This window comes from Nonomuraea sp. NPDC050227, from assembly GCF_044459705.1.
In the GTDB taxonomy this organism is placed as follows: Bacteria; Actinomycetota; Actinomycetes; order Streptosporangiales; family Streptosporangiaceae; genus Nonomuraea.
The window spans coordinates 1,390,389-1,410,643 of sequence record NZ_JBITJF010000001.1 but is presented as its reverse complement, the minus strand read 5'-3'; the positions used below and the strand labels follow the sequence as shown (position 1 = coordinate 1,410,643).

The 20,255-nt window shown below is 70.8% G+C and carries 17 protein-coding genes and 3 tRNA genes; 10 read left to right on the top strand and 10 right to left on the bottom strand.

Annotated elements, in window-relative coordinates:
• Nucleotides 1-135 precede the first annotated feature (135 nt).
• The 5 genes from ACIBK9_RS07195 to ACIBK9_RS07175 all read left to right on the top strand — a co-directional run bounded on the left by ACIBK9_RS07195 (nucleotide 136) and on the right by ACIBK9_RS07175 (nucleotide 5,618).
• A complete protein-coding gene (locus ACIBK9_RS07195) occupies nucleotides 136-852 on the top strand; it encodes an ABC transporter ATP-binding protein (RefSeq protein ID WP_397155871.1) in 717 nt (238 codons plus the stop codon).
• Complete coding sequence (locus ACIBK9_RS07190) at nucleotides 849-1,574, top strand: ABC transporter permease (RefSeq protein ID WP_387681538.1); 726 nt, start codon at nucleotides 849-851, stop codon at nucleotides 1,572-1,574. The genes ACIBK9_RS07195 and ACIBK9_RS07190 overlap by 4 nt, the downstream gene beginning before the upstream one ends.
• A complete protein-coding gene (locus ACIBK9_RS07185; RefSeq protein WP_397155868.1) occupies nucleotides 1,568-2,767 on the top strand; it encodes a sensor histidine kinase in 1,200 nt (399 codons plus the stop codon). The genes ACIBK9_RS07190 and ACIBK9_RS07185 overlap by 7 nt, the downstream gene beginning before the upstream one ends.
• A 4-nt stretch (nucleotides 2,768-2,771) precedes the next feature.
• Nucleotides 2,772-3,398 carry a response regulator gene (locus tag ACIBK9_RS07180; protein WP_397155867.1) on the top strand — a complete coding sequence of 209 codons (627 nt, stop codon included), beginning with the start codon at nucleotides 2,772-2,774 and terminating at the stop codon, nucleotides 3,396-3,398.
• Nucleotides 3,399-3,575: 177 nt separating this feature from the next.
• Nucleotides 3,576-5,618, top strand: coding sequence for a cellulose binding domain-containing protein (locus ACIBK9_RS07175; RefSeq protein WP_397155865.1), 2,043 nt, complete (start codon nucleotides 3,576-3,578; stop codon nucleotides 5,616-5,618).
• An 85-nt stretch (nucleotides 5,619-5,703) separates the two neighbouring features.
• On the opposite strand, the gene ACIBK9_RS07170 is transcribed toward ACIBK9_RS07175, so the two are convergent.
• Nucleotides 5,704-7,758 carry a protein kinase gene (locus ACIBK9_RS07170; RefSeq protein ID WP_397155863.1) on the bottom strand — a complete coding sequence of 685 codons (2,055 nt, stop codon included), beginning with the start codon at nucleotides 7,756-7,758 and terminating at the stop codon, nucleotides 5,704-5,706.
• A gap of 107 nt (nucleotides 7,759-7,865) precedes the next feature.
• Nucleotides 7,866-8,849: a DUF5937 family protein gene (locus tag ACIBK9_RS07165; RefSeq protein ID WP_397155862.1), complete on the bottom strand. Its 984-nt coding sequence runs from the start codon at nucleotides 8,847-8,849 to the stop codon at nucleotides 7,866-7,868.
• A 135-nt stretch (nucleotides 8,850-8,984) separates the two neighbouring features.
• Between ACIBK9_RS07165 and ACIBK9_RS07160 the strand changes: the two genes are divergently transcribed.
• The gene (locus tag ACIBK9_RS07160; protein ID WP_397155860.1) at nucleotides 8,985-9,839 is read left to right on the top strand and encodes an isocitrate lyase/phosphoenolpyruvate mutase family protein; all 855 of its coding nucleotides are present in this window, start codon (nucleotides 8,985-8,987) and stop codon (nucleotides 9,837-9,839) included.
• Between the two features lie 411 nt (nucleotides 9,840-10,250).
• Nucleotides 10,251-10,379 (top strand): hypothetical protein, encoded by a 129-nt coding sequence (locus ACIBK9_RS07155; protein WP_397155858.1) that lies wholly within the window; start codon nucleotides 10,251-10,253, stop codon nucleotides 10,377-10,379.
• Between the two features lie 73 nt (nucleotides 10,380-10,452).
• Here ACIBK9_RS07155 and ACIBK9_RS07150 read toward each other — a convergent pair whose 3' ends face one another.
• Complete coding sequence (locus ACIBK9_RS07150; protein ID WP_397155856.1) at nucleotides 10,453-14,664, bottom strand: hypothetical protein; 4,212 nt, start codon at nucleotides 14,662-14,664, stop codon at nucleotides 10,453-10,455.
• Nucleotides 14,665-14,687: 23 nt separating this feature from the next.
• Complete coding sequence (locus ACIBK9_RS07145; RefSeq protein WP_397155854.1) at nucleotides 14,688-15,107, bottom strand: hypothetical protein; 420 nt, start codon at nucleotides 15,105-15,107, stop codon at nucleotides 14,688-14,690.
• Between the two features lie 456 nt (nucleotides 15,108-15,563).
• Between ACIBK9_RS07145 and ACIBK9_RS07140 the strand changes: the two genes are divergently transcribed.
• Nucleotides 15,564-15,698 (top strand): hypothetical protein, encoded by a 135-nt coding sequence (locus tag ACIBK9_RS07140; protein ID WP_397155852.1) that lies wholly within the window; start codon nucleotides 15,564-15,566, stop codon nucleotides 15,696-15,698.
• A 50-nt stretch (nucleotides 15,699-15,748) separates the two neighbouring features.
• Here the strand turns inward: ACIBK9_RS07140 and ACIBK9_RS07135 are convergent, their stop codons facing one another.
• The 5 genes from ACIBK9_RS07135 to ACIBK9_RS07115 all read right to left on the bottom strand — a co-directional run bounded on the left by ACIBK9_RS07135 (nucleotide 15,749) and on the right by ACIBK9_RS07115 (nucleotide 18,071).
• Nucleotides 15,749-15,967, bottom strand: a complete 219-nt coding sequence (locus ACIBK9_RS07135) for a hypothetical protein (RefSeq protein ID WP_397155851.1) — start codon at nucleotides 15,965-15,967, stop codon at nucleotides 15,749-15,751.
• Between the two features lie 268 nt (nucleotides 15,968-16,235).
• Nucleotides 16,236-16,312 (bottom strand) — tRNA-Phe (locus ACIBK9_RS07130).
• 5 nt (nucleotides 16,313-16,317) lie between these two features.
• A tRNA-Asp gene (locus ACIBK9_RS07125) sits at nucleotides 16,318-16,392 on the bottom strand.
• Nucleotides 16,393-16,492: 100 nt separating this feature from the next.
• A tRNA-Glu gene (locus tag ACIBK9_RS07120) sits at nucleotides 16,493-16,565 on the bottom strand.
• Nucleotides 16,566-18,071 (bottom strand): metallophosphoesterase, encoded by a 1,506-nt coding sequence (locus ACIBK9_RS07115; RefSeq protein ID WP_397155849.1) that lies wholly within the window; start codon nucleotides 18,069-18,071, stop codon nucleotides 16,566-16,568.
• Nucleotides 18,072-18,158: 87 nt separating this feature from the next.
• Here ACIBK9_RS07115 and ACIBK9_RS07110 point away from each other — a divergent pair, with 87 nt between their 5' ends.
• Nucleotides 18,159-18,509, top strand: coding sequence for a metallopeptidase family protein (locus ACIBK9_RS07110; protein WP_397155847.1), 351 nt, complete (start codon nucleotides 18,159-18,161; stop codon nucleotides 18,507-18,509).
• 109 nt (nucleotides 18,510-18,618) lie between these two features.
• Nucleotides 18,619-19,905 (top strand): MFS transporter, encoded by a 1,287-nt coding sequence (locus ACIBK9_RS07105; RefSeq protein ID WP_397155845.1) that lies wholly within the window; start codon nucleotides 18,619-18,621, stop codon nucleotides 19,903-19,905.
• On the opposite strand, the gene ACIBK9_RS07100 is transcribed toward ACIBK9_RS07105, so the two are convergent.
• Complete coding sequence (locus tag ACIBK9_RS07100) at nucleotides 19,906-20,202, bottom strand: PspC domain-containing protein (protein ID WP_397155843.1); 297 nt, start codon at nucleotides 20,200-20,202, stop codon at nucleotides 19,906-19,908.
• Between the last annotated feature and the right edge of the window lie 53 nt (nucleotides 20,203-20,255).

The window sequence follows — 20,255 nt, the reverse complement described above, 5'->3', positions numbered from 1 at the left end:
GTGCCCTTTACGTTCGGCCCGGCGCCCCCCCTCGGCCCCGGCGGGGGGGGCGCCCCCCCCCCGGGGGGGGGGGCCCCCCCCCCCCCCCGTGGGGGGGGGGGGGGGGCCCCGCCGCTCCCGCGTGATCCTCGGATCATGACAGTCATCGAGATCGACGACCTGCGCAAGAGCTACCGGCACACCCGGGCCCTCGACGGCCTCTCCCTGACCGTGGAGCGCGGCGAGATCTTCGGGCTCGCCGGGCCCAACGGCGCCGGGAAGACGACGGTCGTGGAGTGCGTGTCCGGGCTACGGCGTCCCGACGGCGGCCGCGTGCGCGTGCTGGGCCTCGACCCGCAGGGCGACCGGCGCGCGCTGCTCCAGCGCGTCGGCGCCCAGTTGCAGGAGGCCGCACTGCCCGACGGCATCAAGGTCGGCGAGGCCCTGCGGCTCTACGCCTCCCTGTACGACCACCCGGCCGACTGGCGGGCCATCATGGACGAATGGGGCCTCACCGACAGGAAGGACGCCCGGTTCGGCGGCCTGTCCGGCGGCTGGAAGCAGCGCCTGTTCATCGCGCTGGCCCTGGTCGGCGACCCCGAGGTGGTCCTGCTCGACGAGCTGACCACCGGCCTCGACCCCGACGCCCGCCGCACCACCTGGGGGCTGATCCGGGCCATGCGCGACCGCGGGATCACCGTCGTCCTGGTCACCCACTTCATGGACGAGGCCGAGGCGCTGTGCGACCGGATCGCCGTCGTCGACCGCGGCCGGGTCGTGGCCGAGGGCAGCCCGCGCGAGCTGATCGGCCGGACGCGGGCCGCCTCCCTGGAGGACGCCTACTTCGCGCTGACCGGGAGGGCCGAGGCATGAAGGGCTTCACGAGAGTCGTCGCCGTCGAGCTCAGGCTGGGGTTGCGCGACCCGATGTCGGCGTACTTCGCGCTGGGCTTCCCGCTGGTCATGCTCTGGGTCAAGCTGCGCGGCGGCGACCGGCCACTGCCCGGCGGCGAGCGGCTGGTCGACGCCACCGTGCCGATGCTGACCGTCTTCGTCGTGGGGCTGGCCGCGCTGGTCGTCCTGCCGGCCACGCTGGCCCAGTACCGGGAGCGCCGGGTGCTCAAGCGGCTGCGGGCAACGCCCGCCACGCCGTTCATGCTGTGCGGCGCCCAGTGGGCCGCGCACATGCTGCTGGCGGTGCTCGGCAGCGTGCTGCTGGTCGTCCTGGGGGTGGCCGGCTACGGGCTGAGCGCGCCCGCCAGCCTGCCCGGCGTGCTGCTGGCCTGGCTGCTCGGCGCGCTCAGCCTCGGCGCCGTCGGGCTGCTCCTCGGCGCGCTGGCCCCCAGCGGGCGGGCGGCGACGGTGATCGGGCTCGCCCTGTTCTTCCCGATGGTGTTCCTGTCCGGCGCGGTGATCCCGCGCGAGACCATGTCGGGGTCGATGCGGGCGATCGGCGACCTGACGCCCATGGCGCCCGCCGTCCAGGCGATCCGGGACGGCTGGTCGGCCGGCGCGCTCCCGCCGCTCGCTCTCGGGATCATGGTGGCGGTCGGCGCCGTCGCGGGCGGCCTCGCGGTGAAGGCCCTGCGGTGGTGAGCCGGTGGGAGCGGGCCACGGCGGCTCTGCCGTACCTGCTGGTGCTGCTTCCCGCGCTGTTCTCGCTGCTGCGGGCGTGGCGGGTCGAGGTGCTGGCCCTGGCGCTGTTCGCGGCGGCCTGGCACTGGTTCGTGGTGGCCCGCCGTCCCGCCTGGACCGCCTGGACCGCGCGGGCGTGGGTGGTGGCCGGATACTTCGTGGTGCTGCTGGCGGTGGTGGCGGCGCTGGTGCGCATCGACCCGGTCTTCACCGTGACCGGGGTGGGGGTGTTCGTCCAGTGCTTCGCGCTGCTGCCGGGGTTGTGGGCGTACGCCGGGGTCGCGGTGACGGTCGGGACGCTGGTCGCCGCCCGTCCGCCGGCCGGTCGCACGCCGGTCGAGCTGCTGGCCTCCTTCGTGGTCGGGGTGCTGGTCGCGTCCATGACCGGGCTGGTCTTCCAGACCGTCTCCGAGCAGAACGCGCAGCTCAAGGAGAAGAGCGCCAGGCTGGCCGCGCTCGCCGAGGAGAACGCCGACCTCCAGGCCCGGCTCCTGGTCCAGGCCCGCGAGGCGGGCGTGCTGGGCGAGCGGCAGCGGCTGGCCAGGGAGATCCACGACACCGTGGCCCAGGGACTGACCGGCATCCTCACCCAGCTGGAGGCCGCCGACGAGGCCGCCGGAGCGACGCCCGCGGTGCGCGCGCGGCTGGCGACCGTACGGGAGCTGGCCAGGGAGAGCCTGACCGAGGCCCGCCGCTCGGTCCAGGCGCTGCGCCCGGCGCCGCTGGCGACCGCGGCGCAGCTCGGGACCGCCCTGTCGGAGGTGGCGGCGGCCTGGTCGCGGGCCTGCGAGGTGCCTGCTTCGGTGTCGGTCACCGGCGACGCCCGCCCGCTGCACACCGAGGTGGAGAGCACGTTGCTGCGGGTGGCCCAGGAGGCGCTGGCCAACGTGGGCAAGCACGCGCGGGCCTCCCGGGTGGGGATCACGCTGTCGTACATGGAGGACGTGGTGGCGCTCGACGTCCGCGACGACGGGTCCGGCTTCACGCCGGCCTCCGGCAGCGGCTCCGGCGGCTCCGGCGGCGGGTTCGGGCTGGTGGCGATGCGGCAGCGGGTCACCCGCCTGGCCGGCAGCCTCGCCGTCGAGAGCGCCCCTGGCCAGGGCACGGCGATCTCCGCTACCGTTCCGGCCATCCCCGCCGACCCGGGAACGTGAGCCCATGCCGGTACGCCTGATCATCGTCGACGACCACCCCGTGGTCCGCGACGGGCTGCGCGGCATCTTCGAGACCGACGGCTTCGAGGTGGTCGGCGAGGCGGCCGACGGCGCCGAGGCGCTCGCGGTGGCCCTGCGCACCGCCCCCGACGTCGTGCTCCTCGACCTGCGCATGCCGGGGCCGAGCGGCGCCGAGCTCATCCGCCGGCTGCGCGCGCAGTGCCCCGGCACGCACGTGCTCGTGCTGACCACCTTCGGCGACGACGCCGACGTGGTGCCCGCGATCGAGCAGGGCGCCACCGGCTACCTGCTCAAGGACACGCCGCGCGCCGAGCTGCGCCGGGCCGTGCTGGCCGCGGCCCGCGGCGAGAGCGTGCTGTCGCCGGCCGTGGCCGGGGTGCTGACGCGGCACGCGCACCCCCCGGAGCAGCGCGCGCTGAGCCCGCGGGAGCTCGAAGTGCTCGGCCTCATCGCCCGCGGCGCGACCAACCGCGAGGTGGCCAGGAAGTTGTTCGTCACCGAGGCCACCGTGAAGACCCACCTGCTGCACGTCTTCGCCAAGCTGGAGGTCAAGGACCGGGCGGCGGCCGTCGCGGCGGCCTACGACAGGGGCCTGCTCAAGCCCGCCTGACCGGCCGGGTCCTGCTCAAGCCTCCCCCTGACCGGCCGGGTCCTGCTCAAGCCCGCCTGACCGCCGTGAAAGTTTCAGCGCCGATTGACGGGCCGGACCCCACGTCGCATGATCATGCTTGCCTCCTGGTCAGGAGGGGGCGTCGAGCCATACCGCTACCCACGGCGAGGTACCCCGATGCCTGGCAAGATCCTGCCCAGGGCCGCGACCGCGGCCCTCCTGACCCTCACCACGCTGATCGCTCCCCCGGCGCGCGCCGACGACGTCACCCCCGTCACGGTGACCGTCAACGCCCGCGCCGCCCTGGCCACCGCCCCCGAGACCGGCATCGGTTCCAACCATGCCATCTGGGACGCGAACCTCGGCACCGACCAGACCGCCGACCTCCTCAAGGACGCGGGCGTCAAGCTGCTGCGCTACCCCGGCGGCTCCTATTCCGACATCTACCACTGGGCCGACCACACCGCCCCCGGCGGGTACGTCGCCCCGAACACCGACTTCGACACCTTCATGCGCGGCGTACGGCGCACCGGCGCGCAGGCCATGGTGACCGCCAACTACGGCACCGGCACCGCCGAGGAGGCCGCCGCCTGGGTCCGGCACGCCAACGTCACCAAGGGCTACGGCGTCAAGTACTGGGAGATCGGCAACGAGAACTACGGCAACGGCCACTACGGCAGCGCCTGGGAGGCCGACGACCACGCCGACAAGAGCCCGGCCGAGTACGCCCGCCACGTCGTCGCCTACGCCGACGCCATGAAGGCGGCCGACCCGACGATCAAGATCGGCGCGGTGCTGACCACCCCCGCCAACTGGCCCGACGCCATCACCGCCGAGGGCGACGACGGGAGTTGGAACAAGGTCGTCCTGTCCCTCGCCGGACCGAAGATCGACTTCGTGATCCTGCACTGGTACCCCGGCGCCCTGGACAGGGCCGGTCAGGTCCCCGACATTATCCGGCTCACCCGGCAGCAGCTCGCGGCGTACGCCGGGCCCGGCTCGGACCGGATCGGCATCGCGATGACCGAGTTCAACACCGGCTCCAGCAGCAACGGCACGAACACCCAGCCCGGCGCCCTGGCCGCCGCCGACGCCTACGCGAGCCTGCTGGCGAACGGCGTGTTCACCGTCGACTGGTGGAACGTGCACAACGGCATCGGCAACGTCACCGAGGTCGAGGGGCACACCGACTACGGCGACTTCGGGCTGCTGTCCAGCGGGGTCTGCAACGCCTCCGGGGTCTGCGAGCCGCCGCTGAACACGCCGTTCGCGCCGTACCACGCGTTGCGGATGGTCAGCGTGTTCGCGCGGGCCGGTGACCAGTTCGTCACGGCGGCGACCGACCAGCCGAAGGTCAGCGCGCACGCCGTCCGGCGGCCGAACGGCGACCTGGCGGTCATGCTGATCAACAGCTCGCCGGACACGTCCTACCCGGTCGCCGTGGACTACGCGGGCTTCACGCCGGCCGCGGGCGCGCCCACCGTGCTGACCCACGTCAACGGCGCCACCGCCATCACCACCGCGACCACCGGCACCGCCACCAGCCAGACACTGCCGCCGCTCTCGCTGACCACCGTCGTCGTGCGTCCCGCCGCACTTCAGGCCGGCCTGCCCGGCGCGCCCGGCCGCCCGGCGGCCTCGAACGTCACCGACCGGGCCGCCGTCGTCTCCTGGCCCGCCGCCGCCCCCGGCGCCCGCCCGATCGTCAAGTACGAGCTCCACCGCCAGAACGGCGCCGTCAGCGAGCAGCTCGGCGAGACCGCCGGCACCTCCTACACGGTCGGCAACCTCAAACCCGGCACCACCTACACCGTCAACGTGATCGCCCGCGACAGCGGCGGCGGCGTCTCCTGGGCCTCACCGCCCCTGACCTTCACCACCGGCACCCCGGCGACCAGCTCCTGCGCCGTGCGATTCACCGACCAGACCGACTGGGCCAGCGGCTACGTCGGCGCCGTCGAGATCACCAACAACGGCGCCCCGGTCAACGGCTGGACCCTGAGCTTCACCTGGCCGAGGCCCTGGCAGAGCCTCGGCAGCGGCTGGAGCGCCACCTGGACCCAGACTGGCTCGAACGTCAAGGCCGTCAGCGAGCCCGGCAACGCCTCCCTGGCCACGGGCGCCTCGACCACGATCGGGTTCGTCGGCAACTACGCCGGCCCGAACCTCCTGCCCACCGTCTTCACCCTCAACGGAACCGTCTGCACCACCAGACAGTGACCCGGCCTGCCGCGCCCGGCCCCTGATCACGGACGCGTGAGCGGGGCCGGGTGCGCTGGGAGGAGCTTCGGTTCCGGCCCGGTTGTCACCACAACATCCAGGGGCTCTCCGCGCCGCCGCCGAACGCCGCCGTCCCCGTCCGACGCCAGCGCTGCCGCACGTCGTGCTTGGCCTGGATGGCCGGAGCGGTGGTGGTGAACGGCCCGCAGGTGGCGACCTCGCCGTCGTTCCGCGGGGACACCCCGGAGCAGGTGAATGGCTGGGAGACGTTGCGGTCCGCGTCGGTGTTGTAGAGCTGGACGTGCACGTCCGAGCGGACCGAGCTCGCCCCTCGGATGCGTCCCATCAGGTAGAAGACGTCACCAACCATGGCCATGCACGGCGACATCTCCACGCCCGAACCGTCGCCCGCGGTGATCCACGAGCGGCATTTCCAGTCCGGCTGGGAGTTGCGCGGCGGGGTGCCGTCACCGTCGGTCCCGGGGTCCACGGTGTTCGGGGCCTCCGTCTTCCGGCCGGCCGAAGTCCGGCGGGGGTCGGCGGTACCCGTGGGGTCCGTCGTCGCGCCCGGCGTCCGTTTCGGGACAGCTGTGCCCGGCGTGCGGACCGGCTCCTTCGGCGTCTTCTTCGCCGACGACTTGAGCGGTTCGTCCGCGGTGCCGGACGTCTCCTCGTCCGCCTCCGACGGGACGGGGCTCTCCTTCGCCGTCCCGGACTCGACGGGCGTCGGTGGGCCGGCCACGTCGGCCGACCTGGACGCCGAGAGCCCGGACGCGTCGTTCACGGCCCCCGCACCCGGCGTCCGCCATGGGGCCATGACGGCCACGGCCGCCGCGGTCAGCGCCACCGCCGTCGTGGTGCTCGCGATGACGACCAGCCGCCGGCGGGACCGTCCGGGCGGCCGCGCAGCCGCCGTGCCCGCCTGGGCGGCGGCGGGCCGCCCGGCGGAAGCAACCATGCCGGACTGGGCGGCGCCCCGCCCGGCGGAAGGAACCGTGCCGTCCCCACCGCCGACACCCGGGGCCGCCCCACCCCCTGCGACATCCCCAGAGGCCGCCCGCGGACCAGGACCCCGAACGGGCTCACCGGACGACCCAGCGGCACCGGCCGATGAGGAACCGGGCGGCGGCCCCGGCACCGACCCCGAAAGCAGCCCCGGCGGCGTCCCCGGGAGCGGCCCAGTCACCGACCCCGAAAGCGGTCCCGGCGGCGGCCCAGGCACCGGCCCCGGGAGCGGCCCAGACGACGGTCCCGGAATCGGCTCTGACGTCGCGGACGGGGCGTCGGCCCTGCCCACCCGCGGCAAGGCGGCCAGCCCCGCCACCACCGGCGCCGCCTCCCGCAGCGCCACCGCCACCTGCCCGGCCGCCGGACGCGTCGCCGGATCCTTCGCCGTGCAGGCCGCGATCACCGACCACAGGACGTCGGGCATCCCGGGCAACCGCCGCGGCATGGCCATCGCATGCTGCCGGAGCAGGGCCATCGGATGCTCGCCCACGAACGGCGGACGCCCGGCCAGCAGCTCGTAGAGGATCAGCCCGGCCGCGTAGACGTCCACCGCCGGCGTGGGGGTGCCGCCGTCGGCCACCTCTGGGGACAGGTACGTAGGCGTGCCGATGATCGAGGTGGTCTGCGTCAGCCCCGGCCCGAGGACGATCCGGGCGACCCCGAAGTCCGTCAGCCGCACCTGCCCCGTGGGCCCGTCGATCAGGACGTTCCCCGGCTTGACGTCCCGGTGGACGACGCCCGTCGCGTGCGCCGCCGCCAGCGCCTCGGCGACCTGGGCCATCAGCTCGGCGGCCATGGCCGGCGGCAGCGTGCCGTGCTGCTGCAGCAGGCCGCGCAGATCCCCGCCCTCGACGAGGTCCATCACCAGCGCGAGCCGCTCCCCCTCGATGACGAAGTCGCGCATCGTGACGATGTGGGGATGGCGAAGGGTGCGCAGCACATTGCGTTCCTGCACGAACCGCAGCACCAGGTCCTGGTCGCCGGCGAGGTTGCTGCGCAACAGCTTGACCGCCACGATCTCGCCGGTCTCCCGGTGCCGCGCCCGCCAGACGGTCCCCATCGCCCCGGCGCCGATCTCGTCGAGCAGCACGTACCGGCTGCCCAGGAACGCCTCGGCCCCACCCTCGTCCATCGCCCGCCTTCCCCCCGAACAGTGGGGATCACAATAGTCAGGATGATCGAGACAAAAAAGATCAGCGCCACCGCGACCGCACCGCACGCCCTCATGAGGCCCGCGACTCACACCTGAGCCGTGAGCAGGGCGTCCGCGAGGCCCGTGCGGGCGTAGAACACTGTACGGCCCGCCCGGTGGGTGCTGGTCAGCCCGGCGGCCCGCAGCGCGGTGAGATGCTGCGACACCCCCGCCGCGGACATCCCCGACCGCTCGGCGAGCTCGGTGGTCGAGGCCGGCGAGTCGAGCTCGGCCAGGATCAACGCCCGGGAACGGCCGATCACGGCGGCGAGCGCGTCCATGGGCGCATGCCTGCGCGACTCCCACAACGCGCCGATGCCACGCGCCGGGTAGGCGAGCTGAGGCGGCTCGGACGCGACGGACCGCGTCAGCACCCGCGGCCACGCGAAGACCGACGGCACGAGAAGCAGCCCCGCACCGGTCTCGATCCTGGTGATCGCACAATGCCGTTGTGCCAGCTGGAGGCCGCCGCTGTCCCAGCGCACGGTGTGGTGGAGCTGGTCCAGCGTGCGCGCCGTGCCGTGCTCGGCCACCTGGCGGCCCCGGTGGAAGACGTCCGCGTCCAGCACCGACCGGATGCGCGCCCAATAGGGCGCGATCGCGAGCTCCCAGTAGGTCTCGATCTCCGCGACGACCTTGGGCAGGTACGCCCGGGGATTGCGGTGCAGGTTCCGCAACCGGGGCGACAACCGGCCGTCCCGCTCGGCGGACAACAGGTCGAGGTCGCGCCGTACCTGCCCGGGGTCGGTGGCCTCGATGGCCGCCAGCTCGTCGGGCAACTCGTGGGACGCGGTCGTCGGATTGAGGAAGTCCGGGAAATGGCCGACGGGCGCCACCATGTCGGCCAGCCAGCCACGATCGAGCCCCGCCGCCGCGAGCCGGGGACGCACCTGACCGGCCCACCCACGATGAGGATCGGGCACCGTGGCCCCGGCCAGCACCCGGCAACTCGTGACGACCTCCCACATGGCCGAGACGGCGAACCGGGTCTCGGCCAGATCGTTCACCGAAAAGGCCAGCCGCGCCTTCATGCCGCCTCCCGCGGGTCCACGATTCGGTCAGAGCTTAATCAATGGACACCCACCTCGCGGCCCGGCAACATCCCGGACCAGGCGCCCACCGAGCCATGGTGCCGGATTCCGAACACCCCGAAGGCGGTCACCCACATGCCTGTGGACAACTTCCCCTCCACCGATGCGGCGACGACGAAAAAGGCTGATCTGTTCAGAAAGCTCCACGCCGACTCCGTACTGATCCTCCCCAACGCCTGGGACGCCGCCAGCGCCGCCGTGATCGCCGCAGCCGGCGCCACAGCCATCGCCACGACCAGCGGCGGCGTCTCCTGGTCCCTCGGCCGCGGCGACGGCCAGCACCTCACCCGCGACGAGACGCTGCACGCCGCCCGGCGCATCGTGCACACCGTGGACCTCCCCGTGACGGTCGACATCGAGGGCGGCTACGGCCCCGCCCCCGAGGACGTCGCGCACACCGTCCGAGCCGTGGCCGGAGCGGGCGCGGTGGGCGTCAACCTGGAGGACTCCCAGGCCGTCGGCGGCCCGCTGTTCGACCTCGCCGACCAGACCGCCAGACTGCACGCCGCCCGGGAGGCGGCGGCCGCGGCGGGTCTCCCCGAACTCTTCGTCAACGCCCGCACCGACGTCTTCCTCTTCGCCATCGGCCCCTCCGCCGGCCGCCTGGACGAAGTGCTCAAGCGCACGACGGCGTACGCCGAGGCCGGCGCCGACGGCATCTTCGTCCCCGGCCTCCTCGACCTCGACGCGCTGGCCACCCTCTGCGCCGAGTCCCCGCTCCCGGTCAACGCGATGGCCGTCGCCGGCGGCCCCACCGTCGCCGAACTCACCCAGACCGGCGTACGCCGGATCAGCCTCGGCACCGCCCTCGCCCAGGCCGCCTACACCGCCGCCCGCAAAGCCGCCGAAGAACTCCTCACCACCGGCACCTTCGAAGCCCTGACCGACTCCCTGGACTTCACCGAACTCAACACCCTCTTCCAGCCCTGATCCCCCGGCGAAGACCCTCCCCGAACACCCGCCACTACGCATCTGCCAGAAGGTCGCCGAAGCCACCTCGCCGCAGCACGCCAGGGAGCCGGACAAGCGCCTGACGACCACCGCGACAGCCCGATCGACACATGTCGGACGGCACCAAGCTCGCGCACGGTGCCTCCGCGGCAAACACCGTGCAGGTGGACATGGGGCCTCCCTGGGCGCCTTCCCGTTCTCCCCGGGCCGTCAGCCAGACGCTGCCCCTGAAGCCGAACGCGCCTTCCCCTCGGCCGCGTAAGACCGACGGCGGGATCGGCGAGCCGTGCGCGGCGAACGTGAGGTCGCCGAACTCCTCCCTGCACACCGAGTCGCGATCGGCGAGAGGGTGGGCGACCGCGACCATGAGCACCTGCAAAGGAGACGTGGGTGACCGCGCCGATGGCCAGATCGGGTTCGTGCACCGGCAGCCGGACGTGGCCCACGTCGATCTCGCCCGAGCGCGGCGTCAGCCGTACCGACCGGGAGGTCCGTTCGAAGAGCAGGCCGCCGATCTGACGTTCCCGCTTCTGGATCGCCAAGGGAGGTTGTGCTGCGTGCGGAACCGCTCCGGGTAGCGCACGCAACGCCCTCAGCAGGTCCTGCGGAACTCCACCCCCGGTAGGTACAGCTGCCATTCGGCGCGGGTCAGCACCCGTCCAGCCTGTGCGCACACCAGGGGCACCACCTTGGCCTCGTTGAGGAAGGACAGATCCCAAAGGTGGACTTTCCCGTCGTTCTGCGTCGTGGCGACGAGCTTGCTGCGCGGGCTGTATGCCATCGCTGACGTCGAGGACGTATGACCGTAGAGGAGGCCGAGCAGCCGGCCGGTGCCGACGTCCCATACATGTGCGGCCGGGATGCCCTCGCTCAGCAGGAGAGTCCCATCGGTGCTGAAGAACAGCTCGGCCACCGTAGCGGCAGGGACCTGCAGTGGAGCCCTGACAGGTGCGCCCGACGCCACGTCCCAGAGCCGGACCACACCGTCGCCGCCGCTACTGGCCAGGATCCTGCCGTCCGGACTGAACGCGAGCGCGTTCACCCGCAGCTTGTGCCCGATCTGCTCGCTTTTCAGCCGCCCGTCAGCCACGTTCCACAGGCGGACCGTGGTGTCGCCGTACCCGCCACCGCCGGTCGCGAGGGTGCGGCCGTCCGGACTGAAAGCCAGGGCACTCTGACCAGCCAACCCTGGGCCGCTTGGCAGTGCCAGGCGGGTTTGGCCGGTGGTGACGTCGTCCAGTTGGAGGCCTCCCGTTGCGCCGACGCGGGCAACGGTCCTTCCGTCAGGGCTGAATGCGGCGGCTGAGCCGGTGTGCTCGCGCCCGCAGCCCTGACTGTCGGGATTGCGTGCGGCACCCGATACGTCCCAGATTCCGGCCCCCTTGCACTCGGGGCTGCCCCCCGCCACGACCTTGCGGCCGTCGGGACTGAAGGCGAGGGTCATGATGCCGGAGGTGCCGGTGTTCACGGGCGTTCCGATCGGTGCCCCGGAGGTGGCATCCCACAGGCGGATCGTGGAGTCGGCGTGCCCGCCGCCCGTGGCCAGCGTCCTGCCGTCCGGAGCGAAGGCCATCGACCAGATGTCCTTCGGGCCATGGGCGATTGTGCCTCGGTAGCCCGCCGCCGCGAGCGCCCACACCGTCACAGTCCCATCGTCGGCGGTCGCGACGGTGCCGTGAGCAGTGTCGACGGCCATGACGGAGAACTGGGAGCCGCTGGGGATCGGGTAGGCGAGATCCTCGCCGGTTGCGGCGTCATGCACCCGGACAGTCGTGGAGTCACGGGTGGCGAGGACTCCGCTGGTGTCGAAGGTGGGTTCCCCGCCCGGAACGGATTTGAGTGGGTCGCCGGTGGTGGCGTCCCACAGCCGGACCTCGCCGCTGAGGCTCTCGGCGGCGATTGTCCGGCCGTCCGGGCTGAAGGTGACCTTGCCTGTGCTGTTGACCTTTCCGCGCAGGAGTATGCGGGCTTTTCCGGTGGCGGCGTCTCGCAGGGCGATTACCTCGTCGAGCCCTGCGGTTGCGAGGGTTCTTCCATCGGGGCTGAAGGCCAGGTATTTCAGCTGGCTGGGATCCTTGACCGGCTTTCCGAGCTCCTCACCTGTCGTGGTGTCCCAGCGCCGGACGATGTCGCCGTCGGTCATGGCGACGGCCTTGCCGTCGGGGGTGAACGTGAGAGGGCCGAACCGGTCGATCGCCGTCGACGCGCGTGCCGTACCCGTGGACACGTCCCACAGATGGAGCTTTTCCGCCTCTGCCGAGGCGAGAGTCGTCCCATCAGGGCTGAACGCCACCCGCCACGTATCCTGCCCTTTCCCGAGCGGACCGAGAACGAGGCGGCCCGTCGCCACCTCCCACACCCGCACCCCTGCGTCCTCGCCCCGCCCGCCCGTGGCGATGAGCCGTCCGTCCCGGCTGAACGCCAGGCTTTCCACCGTCACAGGGAGGTGCCACGCGGCGCGCTCCGGCCGCAGGGCTGTCGCTCGCACGGCAGCCAGCGCCTCGGCAGGTTCAGGCGACACCTTCCAGGCCGCTACTGCCAGCAGCCGGGCAAGCGTGGGATCGGTCTCCATGACACCGTCGATCCTGGCGATGAGGCGCCGCGAGGTCGCGAAGTCCCGCTGCACGCCTGCCTCACGCTCAGCGGTGACCAACGCGGTCGCCGCAATGAGCGTGGCGCTGGCAAGGACGGCAAGAGCCCCGCCTAACCAGACGCGTACCAGCCTGCGCGTGCGCGCGCGCCTGACGCTCTCCCGCAGAAAGGACCGGGCGACGCCGCCCACTTCAGACTGCCGGTCCGCCCACTCACGGGCGAGGGCGAGCCGCGCGCCTGAGTAGAGCGTGCCCGAGTCGCGGCCAGACCGCTCCCACTCGTGGGCGGTGTTGACCAGCCGCTGCTCGACCAGGAGACCCGCCCGATCCTCCTCTATCCACGCTTGAAGGACCGGCCAGGAGGACAGCAGCGCTTCGTGGGTGATCTGCACCATGCCCTCGTCGAGTGTGATCAGCCGGGCTTCGTCGTCCGCGAAGGCCTCCACCACCGCCCGCACCCGGTCGGGGGCGGGTAACTCGGCCATCAGCCGGTCGAGCGGCACCCGCCGCCGCGTGTCGTCAGCGCCCTCACCCAGATGGATGAGGCGTAGGAGCACGCGCCGCCCGGTCTCGCGGCCCGGTTCGTCCAGCGCGGCGAGGACACGATCGGCCGTCGCCGCCAGTGCGCCCTGGATGCCACCGGTCCCCAGGTAGTCCTCGACGGTCAGCATCTCGCCACCGCTCCGCTGCCAGCCCGCGCGCAACGCGTGTGCCAGCAGCGGTAGCCGTCCCGCTTCGAGAGCCCCAAGGTCGTTGAGCAAGACGTCGGCCAGTCCCGGCTCCAGCGGCAGACCGACGGCCATCGCGGGCCGTTCGATGGCGGCGCGTGCCTCCTCCGAGCTCATCGGGCCGATGATCGAGGGGCGCGCGAGGGCTGGGGCCAAGTCGGCGTGGTCGGCGCACCGGCCGACGAAGTCCGCACGCATACCGAAGACGACCAAAGCTCCCGGCGTACGGCCTGCGCCGTCCCAGCCCGCACGCAGTACCCGGATGAACCGGGTACGCAGCTCCGGATCAGGGCACTCGGTGAAGATCTCCTCGAACTGGTCGACCACCACGACGACGCGGCCCGCCGTACCGGCTGCCGTCCGCCAGAACTGCGCCAGCTCCCCTTCCTCGCCGCTGCGCAGCACCTGGGCTGGATCCTCGCCGAGAAGGGGAGCGAGCTGGGCAGCCAGCGCGCCGAGCGGATCGGCAGTTGGCGTGAACAGCAACGACGGCCAGCCGGACGAGCCGGCCACGCCAAGTTCGCCGCGCGCGATCGCGGGCAGCAACCCAGCCTGGAGCAGCGACGACTTCCCCGACCCCGACGCGCCTACGACGAACAGGGGAGCAGGCGAGTCGTACAGCTCGGCCACTCGCCCGGTGAGATCGGCGGTCTGTCTCTCCCTGCCGAAGAACCACGCGGCCTCCTCCCTCGTGAAGGCCGCCAATCCCGGATAGGGGCAGATCCGCGGACCGGGCGGGCGAGGGTCCCGAGAAGCCCTCTCTGAGGTTGCATTAGCAGGACGATGCGCGGGATTGCGTGCCAGGACCAGATCCCCCGCCATGCCCGTCGCACGACGTCGTGGCCTGGGGCAACCGCGTGCAGGCAGGACACGGCTCAGGTGGCGGAAAAGATCATTAAGGGTCAGGTACGGCGGGCCGTCCGCCACACCGTCGGACAGCGCTTCGATCAGCGCGCCGAGGAACGCGGTGTGCCGCGCGCCCACAGGCGCCAGCGCGTGCTCGTCACGGCCGGCGGAGGTCAGGACATAGGCGCCGCTGACCTCGGTGAGTCCGGCTATTTCGTCGCCCTCGCCGAGCGAGCCGACCGCGCGGCCGGAGAAGCAGGAGTCGATAATGATGATCTTCGTGGTGGCCGGGCTGTCCCTGACGTATCGCCCGAGATTGCGGTAGGGCCACGCCGTATGCTCATGCCGTCCTGACTGCCCGCTCTCGCTGGTGGCAATGTAGAGCGTGCCGTCCGCATCCAGCAGGCCGTGCCCGGTGTAGCAGACCAGCAGCACATCCGTTGCTTCCTCGGTGACCGTCTGCAGCGCGTCGCCGAACGTCCTGGAGTCGGCAGGGTCCAGCAGGACCTTGATGGCCTCCTTCCGTATGCCGCACCTGGTGACCAGGCTTTCCGCGAGATCGCCCAGCGTGGTGGCGACTGCCGGGACGTCGGGAAGACGGGAACCGGCGGCGTGCGTACCCGTGCCGACGAGCAGCACGCGGGCGGAGGACAGGGCCACGCTCAGGAGTCGGACGGTTCGCCGCTGGCCAGTTCGCGCAGGGACGCCGGGTCAGGTCCGCCGGAGGTCCACTGCCCCAACTCGTTGACGACACCCCTGAGAGACTCGCCGTCCAGCGCCTTGACGCGCTGCGCCGAGAGACTGATCTCGGTACCGTCTTCGCGCCGAATCGTGATTTTGGCACTTCCCGTTCGATGCCGTAGCCAGGTGACCAGGACTCCAGCGAAGACGCTCACGGCTCCGGCCGGTTCGAGCAGCAGACTGACGATCTCCGCGATCGAACCGAGCCTGCCATCCTCCGGCGGTTGGTCGAGCACGCGCGCCCGACCGGCCAACTCGGGTTCCGCTGCGAACCACTTGCGAAGCCCGAAGGCGTCATCACCGGGAGCTTCGCCTGTCACAACAACAGAAATCGCCGCCACTCGCCCATCATGGCGCACGTAGCCATGGTCGGGGCAAGACTGAGAGTCAGATGATCGTTGGCAATGGGAGGGGTGACCGACTTTCCGGGCCATGTTGCTGCATGCGATCTTGCTTGGCCAGGTACAGCTGCCCTCTCAGGGAGGCCGTGGCCGTTATGCGGGGCTCGAATGGCTCAGGCGCGGTCAAGGCACGAACACGTGTAGGCCACAACCCGAAGGCCGTTGGAGCGGGGCTGAGACTCCCAATACAGTTGGATGCGGCCTGGCAAGACTGGGCCGGTGTGCTCTCCCTCTCCGGGGCAGTACCACTCGGGCTACTCCGACCTGCCCCGTCTCCGCAACGTCAAGGTCGGAGAACTCCAGGCGCTCACCGAGAAGACTGAACCCGCCGAGGACCAGAGCCTCCTCAACGAGCTCCCCAAACTTGGCGGCCAGCCTCGCCAACCTCACCGAAGAATGGGCGTACCGCCTGACATCGTCCTAGACCTCGTCGGTCACTCCGACATCGAGGTCACCATGACGATCTACGCTCACGCCTCCCTGGACGAGAAGCGCAAGGCTCTCGGCAAGCTCGGTGACGCCGTGCAATAGTCCCTTGGCTGCACCTACCAAAGACCGCCCGGGCAGGGACGTCCGGGCGTTCACTGCTGTGCGAGCCGGTCCCTCACATGTTGCGGTAGAAGCGGCCGGTAGTCGTAGCCGAAATCGTCCAGTTCCGTCTGCACCCACAGAGCGGAGCGATCATCAGGTTCAAGCTCCCGCAGATGCCGTTTCAAGCTCTCCATCGCTCGCTGCTCCCGCTCTCGCTCGCTGCCCGGCCTGAAGTCGCCCGGAAGGTTGTGGCAGATGTCAGCGATCATGCGTATGTGATCGATCCGAGCGCGCGCTCTCAAGATCCTCGCTCGTCAGCTCTCTCTTGACGATGTGCGTAGTGGCACGTATCTCGATGAATGCTCGGGTCATGAGATACCGGACTGCTGTTCGGGCCGACATCCTCGGCTGCCGGCGTCGTAACCACCCCAACGCTCCACCACCTCTTAATCAGGCGAACCGTCGTCAGCGCTGTCGTCAGACAACAAAAATGCCCCGGAGCGGTAATCGCTACGGGGCTTTCTTGCTGTTCAAAGCTGGTGGTCAGGGGCAGGGTCGAACTGCCGACCTTCCGCTTTTCAGGCGGACGCTCGTACCAACTGAGCTACCTGACCCAGAGCGGTCCTGACGGGACTTGAACCCGCGACCTCCACCTTGACAGGGTGGCGAGCACTCCAAACTGCTCTACAGGACCTTGCTTTTGTTGCGTTTCTTTCTGTTTGCGCTCGCTTAGCTTACCAGCTTTCCGGTGGCCTTTCGACCAGCCGGTTCGCGGTGCGCCAGGCGCTCGCAAGTGCCCCCAACGGGATTCGAACCCGTGCCGCCGCCTTGAAAGGGCGGTGTCCTAGGCCGCTAGACGATGGGGGCTCAGGATTCCCTGTCGCCTTCCGTCGGAGACCTCTGAAGCATAGGGGACGATTGCCCTTGATGCCAAAGCGGCTGACCGGCGGTCGGTGACGCGGTGCCAGTGATCGTTCCCGTTGGAGACGGGGCGTTCGTTGGCTCCGGAGAAATCATACGTTGTGGGTCGGCCTCCACGTGACGCTGGATGTACACCGACTGCTCCCCCAGGCCGCCCAGTGTGATGTCGTCCCAGGCACGCAGGCGGCGTGTCTCCCGGTCGAAGTACAGGACCGAGGCCTGTACGGGCGTGGGCTGGGCGTGTTCGAGCGCCCGCAGGCCGGCGCCGCCGGTCGAGCCCTGGACGAGCATGCGGGAGCCGGACGGCAGCGTGGACGTCGACCGGTCATGCGTGTGACCGGCCAGGATCATGGGCGCGGCCCCGCTGAAGCCGCGGCCGACGACGGGGTCGTGGACGGCCACCACGTCCGCCTTGTCCACCTTGGGCAGGTGCGAGCGGGCGAATTGTTTGAGCGCGTCCGGATCGGAGTCGACGGCCACCGATTTGTCGGGGGTGAACCGGGGGTCGCCCAGGCCGTAGATGCGCAGGCCGGCGACCTTCTCCACCCTGTCGTCCAGGACCACGGCGTTCTTCTGCCTCTCGACGGCCCGCTGGGTGATCATCGAGTCGTGGTTGCCCCGTACGTACACGTACGGCACGCCGAGGCGGCTGATCTCGTCGACGAACTTGTTCTCCGGTTTGGTCCCGTGGTCGGAGATGTCACCGGTGTCGATGATCATGTCGACGGCGAACTGGTCCTTGAGCGAGCGGATGACGTTCCAGGCGATGGGGTTGATGTGGATGTCCGAGACGTGCAGGACCCGGATTGAATTGGGGTCGGCGTCGTACAGCGGCAGGGTCGAGACGGTGTCGTACAGCTTCGAGACGTTCGTGACGAGCTTGGTGAGCTGCGACCGGTACGACTCGAACTTCGTCACGATCGACTCCGCGCTGCCCACCAGCGACGGCGCCGCGGCGACCAGACCCGAGTAGCGCGGCTCCACGAGCGAGCTGGGACGGAACGTGAGGGCGGCCAGCGCCCCGGTGGCCGCAAGCCCCACAGAGGCCGCCAGAAGCCCCACCAGAGCCGTCCTGGGGCGCCTGTAGACCATCAGGACGGCGATCAGCGCCCCCGCCCCGGCACAGAGCATGCTGCGGATCGCCAGGGCGCGCACACCGTCCAGGAGGTCGCTCTCGATGAGGCCCGGCAGGCGGTCGGCCAGTTTGGGGTCCTCGATGAGCGCCTTGGCGCGCTCCTGGTCGATGTTCTCCAGGGTGATGCGGAGCCTGAGCGGGGCGTCGTGGGTTCGGAAGGTCAGCGTGCCGAGGGGGCTGGCGTCGACGACCGTCTCGCCGTTCCAGGCGGGTCTGAGCGACATGCCCGTCTCGACGGGGCCGACCTGGGCGTGCACGGTGCCGCTCAGGAAGATGCCCAGCCAGGCGCCGGCGGCGGCCACCACAAGCACCGCCACGGCCCTCGTTGCGCGTGACCGAATGACTGCTTTCGACCTGTCAACGAACTTCATACAGTTTCTTGCATACCTGACCGACAGGGCAGAATGGCATGCGTGATCGAGGTTTCGCGGGAGAAGTTCGAGGAACTCGTGGCCGAGGCTTTGGACACGATCCCCGCCGAGCTCACCCGCGTCATGAGCAACGTCGTCGTCACGGTCGTCGATGATCCGCCAGAGCCCCACCTGCTCGGCCTGTACACCGGTGTCCCCCTCACGGAGCGCGGCGACTGGTACTCAGGTGTCCTGCCCGACCGGATCGAGATCTACCGCAATCCCATATGTCAGATATGCAAGACAGAAGAGGAAGTCGTTAACGAGGTGCGCATCACCGTTGTCCATGAGGTGGGACACCATTTCGGGATCAGTGATGACAAACTTCACGAACTGGGCTGGTGACCCTTTGCAGCTCGTTGACTTCTTTGGGTTGCGCCTTGCCTCATGATCGGGCACCTTAGGTCACATAGCGAACACGGTGAGTCAGGCGCAGCGGAGTCCAATGGAGGCCATGCAGGCAGGTAGGCCGCCGGGACGGCATCGCCGTGCCGAGACAGACCAGGCCACCTACGGCGAGGTCATCGCCATCCGGGAGTTCCGGGCACTCTGGTACGGCCAGGGCCTCTCCCTCCTCGGCGACCAGCTCGCCCAGGTGGCGCTCGCCGTCCTCGTCTACTCCCGCACCGGGTCGCCCCTGGCCACCGCGGCCGTCTACGCGCTGACGTACCTTCCGTCGATCGTCGGCGGGCCGCTGCTGGCGGGGCTGGCCGACCGGTTCGCGCGCCGGGGCGTCATGATGACGTGCGACGTCGTCCGGGCGGTGCTGGTCGGCGTGATGGCGCTGCCGGTGATGCCGTTCTGGGCGTTGTGCGTGCTGGTGTTCTTCGTGGTGCTGCTCAGCGCCCCGTTCTCGGCGGCGCGCGCGGCGCTGCTGCCCGAGGTGCTCGAAGGCGACCGGTACGTCGTCGGCTCGGCGTTGCAGAACATGACGAACCAGGCCGTGCAGATGCTGGGTTTCGCTGCGGGCGGAGCGATGATCGCCACCCTGGGCCCCTACCGGGCGCTCGCGCTCGACGCGGCCACGTTCCTCGCCTCGGCCCTGATCCTGGTCTCCGGGGTACGCCCGCGGCTGGCCGCCCGCCAGGACGGCGCGAAGCCGTCCATGTGGGCGATGACCAGGGCGGGAGCCCAGCTCGTCTTCGGCTCGCGCAGGCTGCGAACGCTTGTCCTGTTCGCGTGGTTGTGCGGCTTCTACATCCTTCCTGAGGGCATCGCCGTGCCCTATGCCGCCGAACTCGCCACGGGGTCGTTGCCGGTGCCCGTGATCACCGGTCTGCTGATGGCCGCGATGCCGACGGGCACGGTGGTGGGCGCGTTCCTGTTCAGCAGGTTCGTGACCCCGGCGCGGCGGCTGCGGCTGATGGGGTGGATGGCCATGCTGAGCTGCGCGCCCCTGGCCGTGACGGCGCTCCGGCCGCCGCTCGCGGTGGTGCTGGCCGCGTGGGTTCTGTCGGGGATCGGTGGGGCGTACCAGCTCGCGGCGAACGCGGCCTTCGTCCAGAACGTGCCGCCGGAGCGGCGCGGCCAGGCGTTCGGGCTGGTGCAGTCGGGGTTGATGGCCGTGCAGGGGATCGGGATCCTGGTCGGCGGGTTCGCGGCGGAGAGACTCGGTCCTGAGCTGGTGGTCGCGCTCTCCGGCATCACCGGAGTGATCGCGGCGGCCGTGCTCGCCCTGATGTGGACCGAGTCCCGGGACGACCGTGATGCCCAGGAGCTGCCCGCCCAGGCGCCGGCCTGATCACTGCTGCGGCTTGTGCTCGCCGGTCCAGTCGGTGGCGTTCCGCTGCTGCTGCTGCTTGCTGATCAGGTCCTGGACGATCGAGGTGTCCCGCTCCTCGTCCGGCAGCAGGAGCCAGCCGATCGCGTACAGGCCGACGCCGACCCCGCCGAACAGGGTGGCGATGGCGAGGCCGAACCTGATCAGGTTCGCGTCGATGCCGACGTACTCACCGATGCCCGAGCAGACGCCCGCGATCATCCGGCCCTTGTTGGTGCGACGGAGCTTCTTGACGTTGTGCTCGCTGTATTCGTTCATGTCTCAAGACTGCCCCTGGAGCCGGTGTTAGCACATCAGGATTGTCCCTGGTA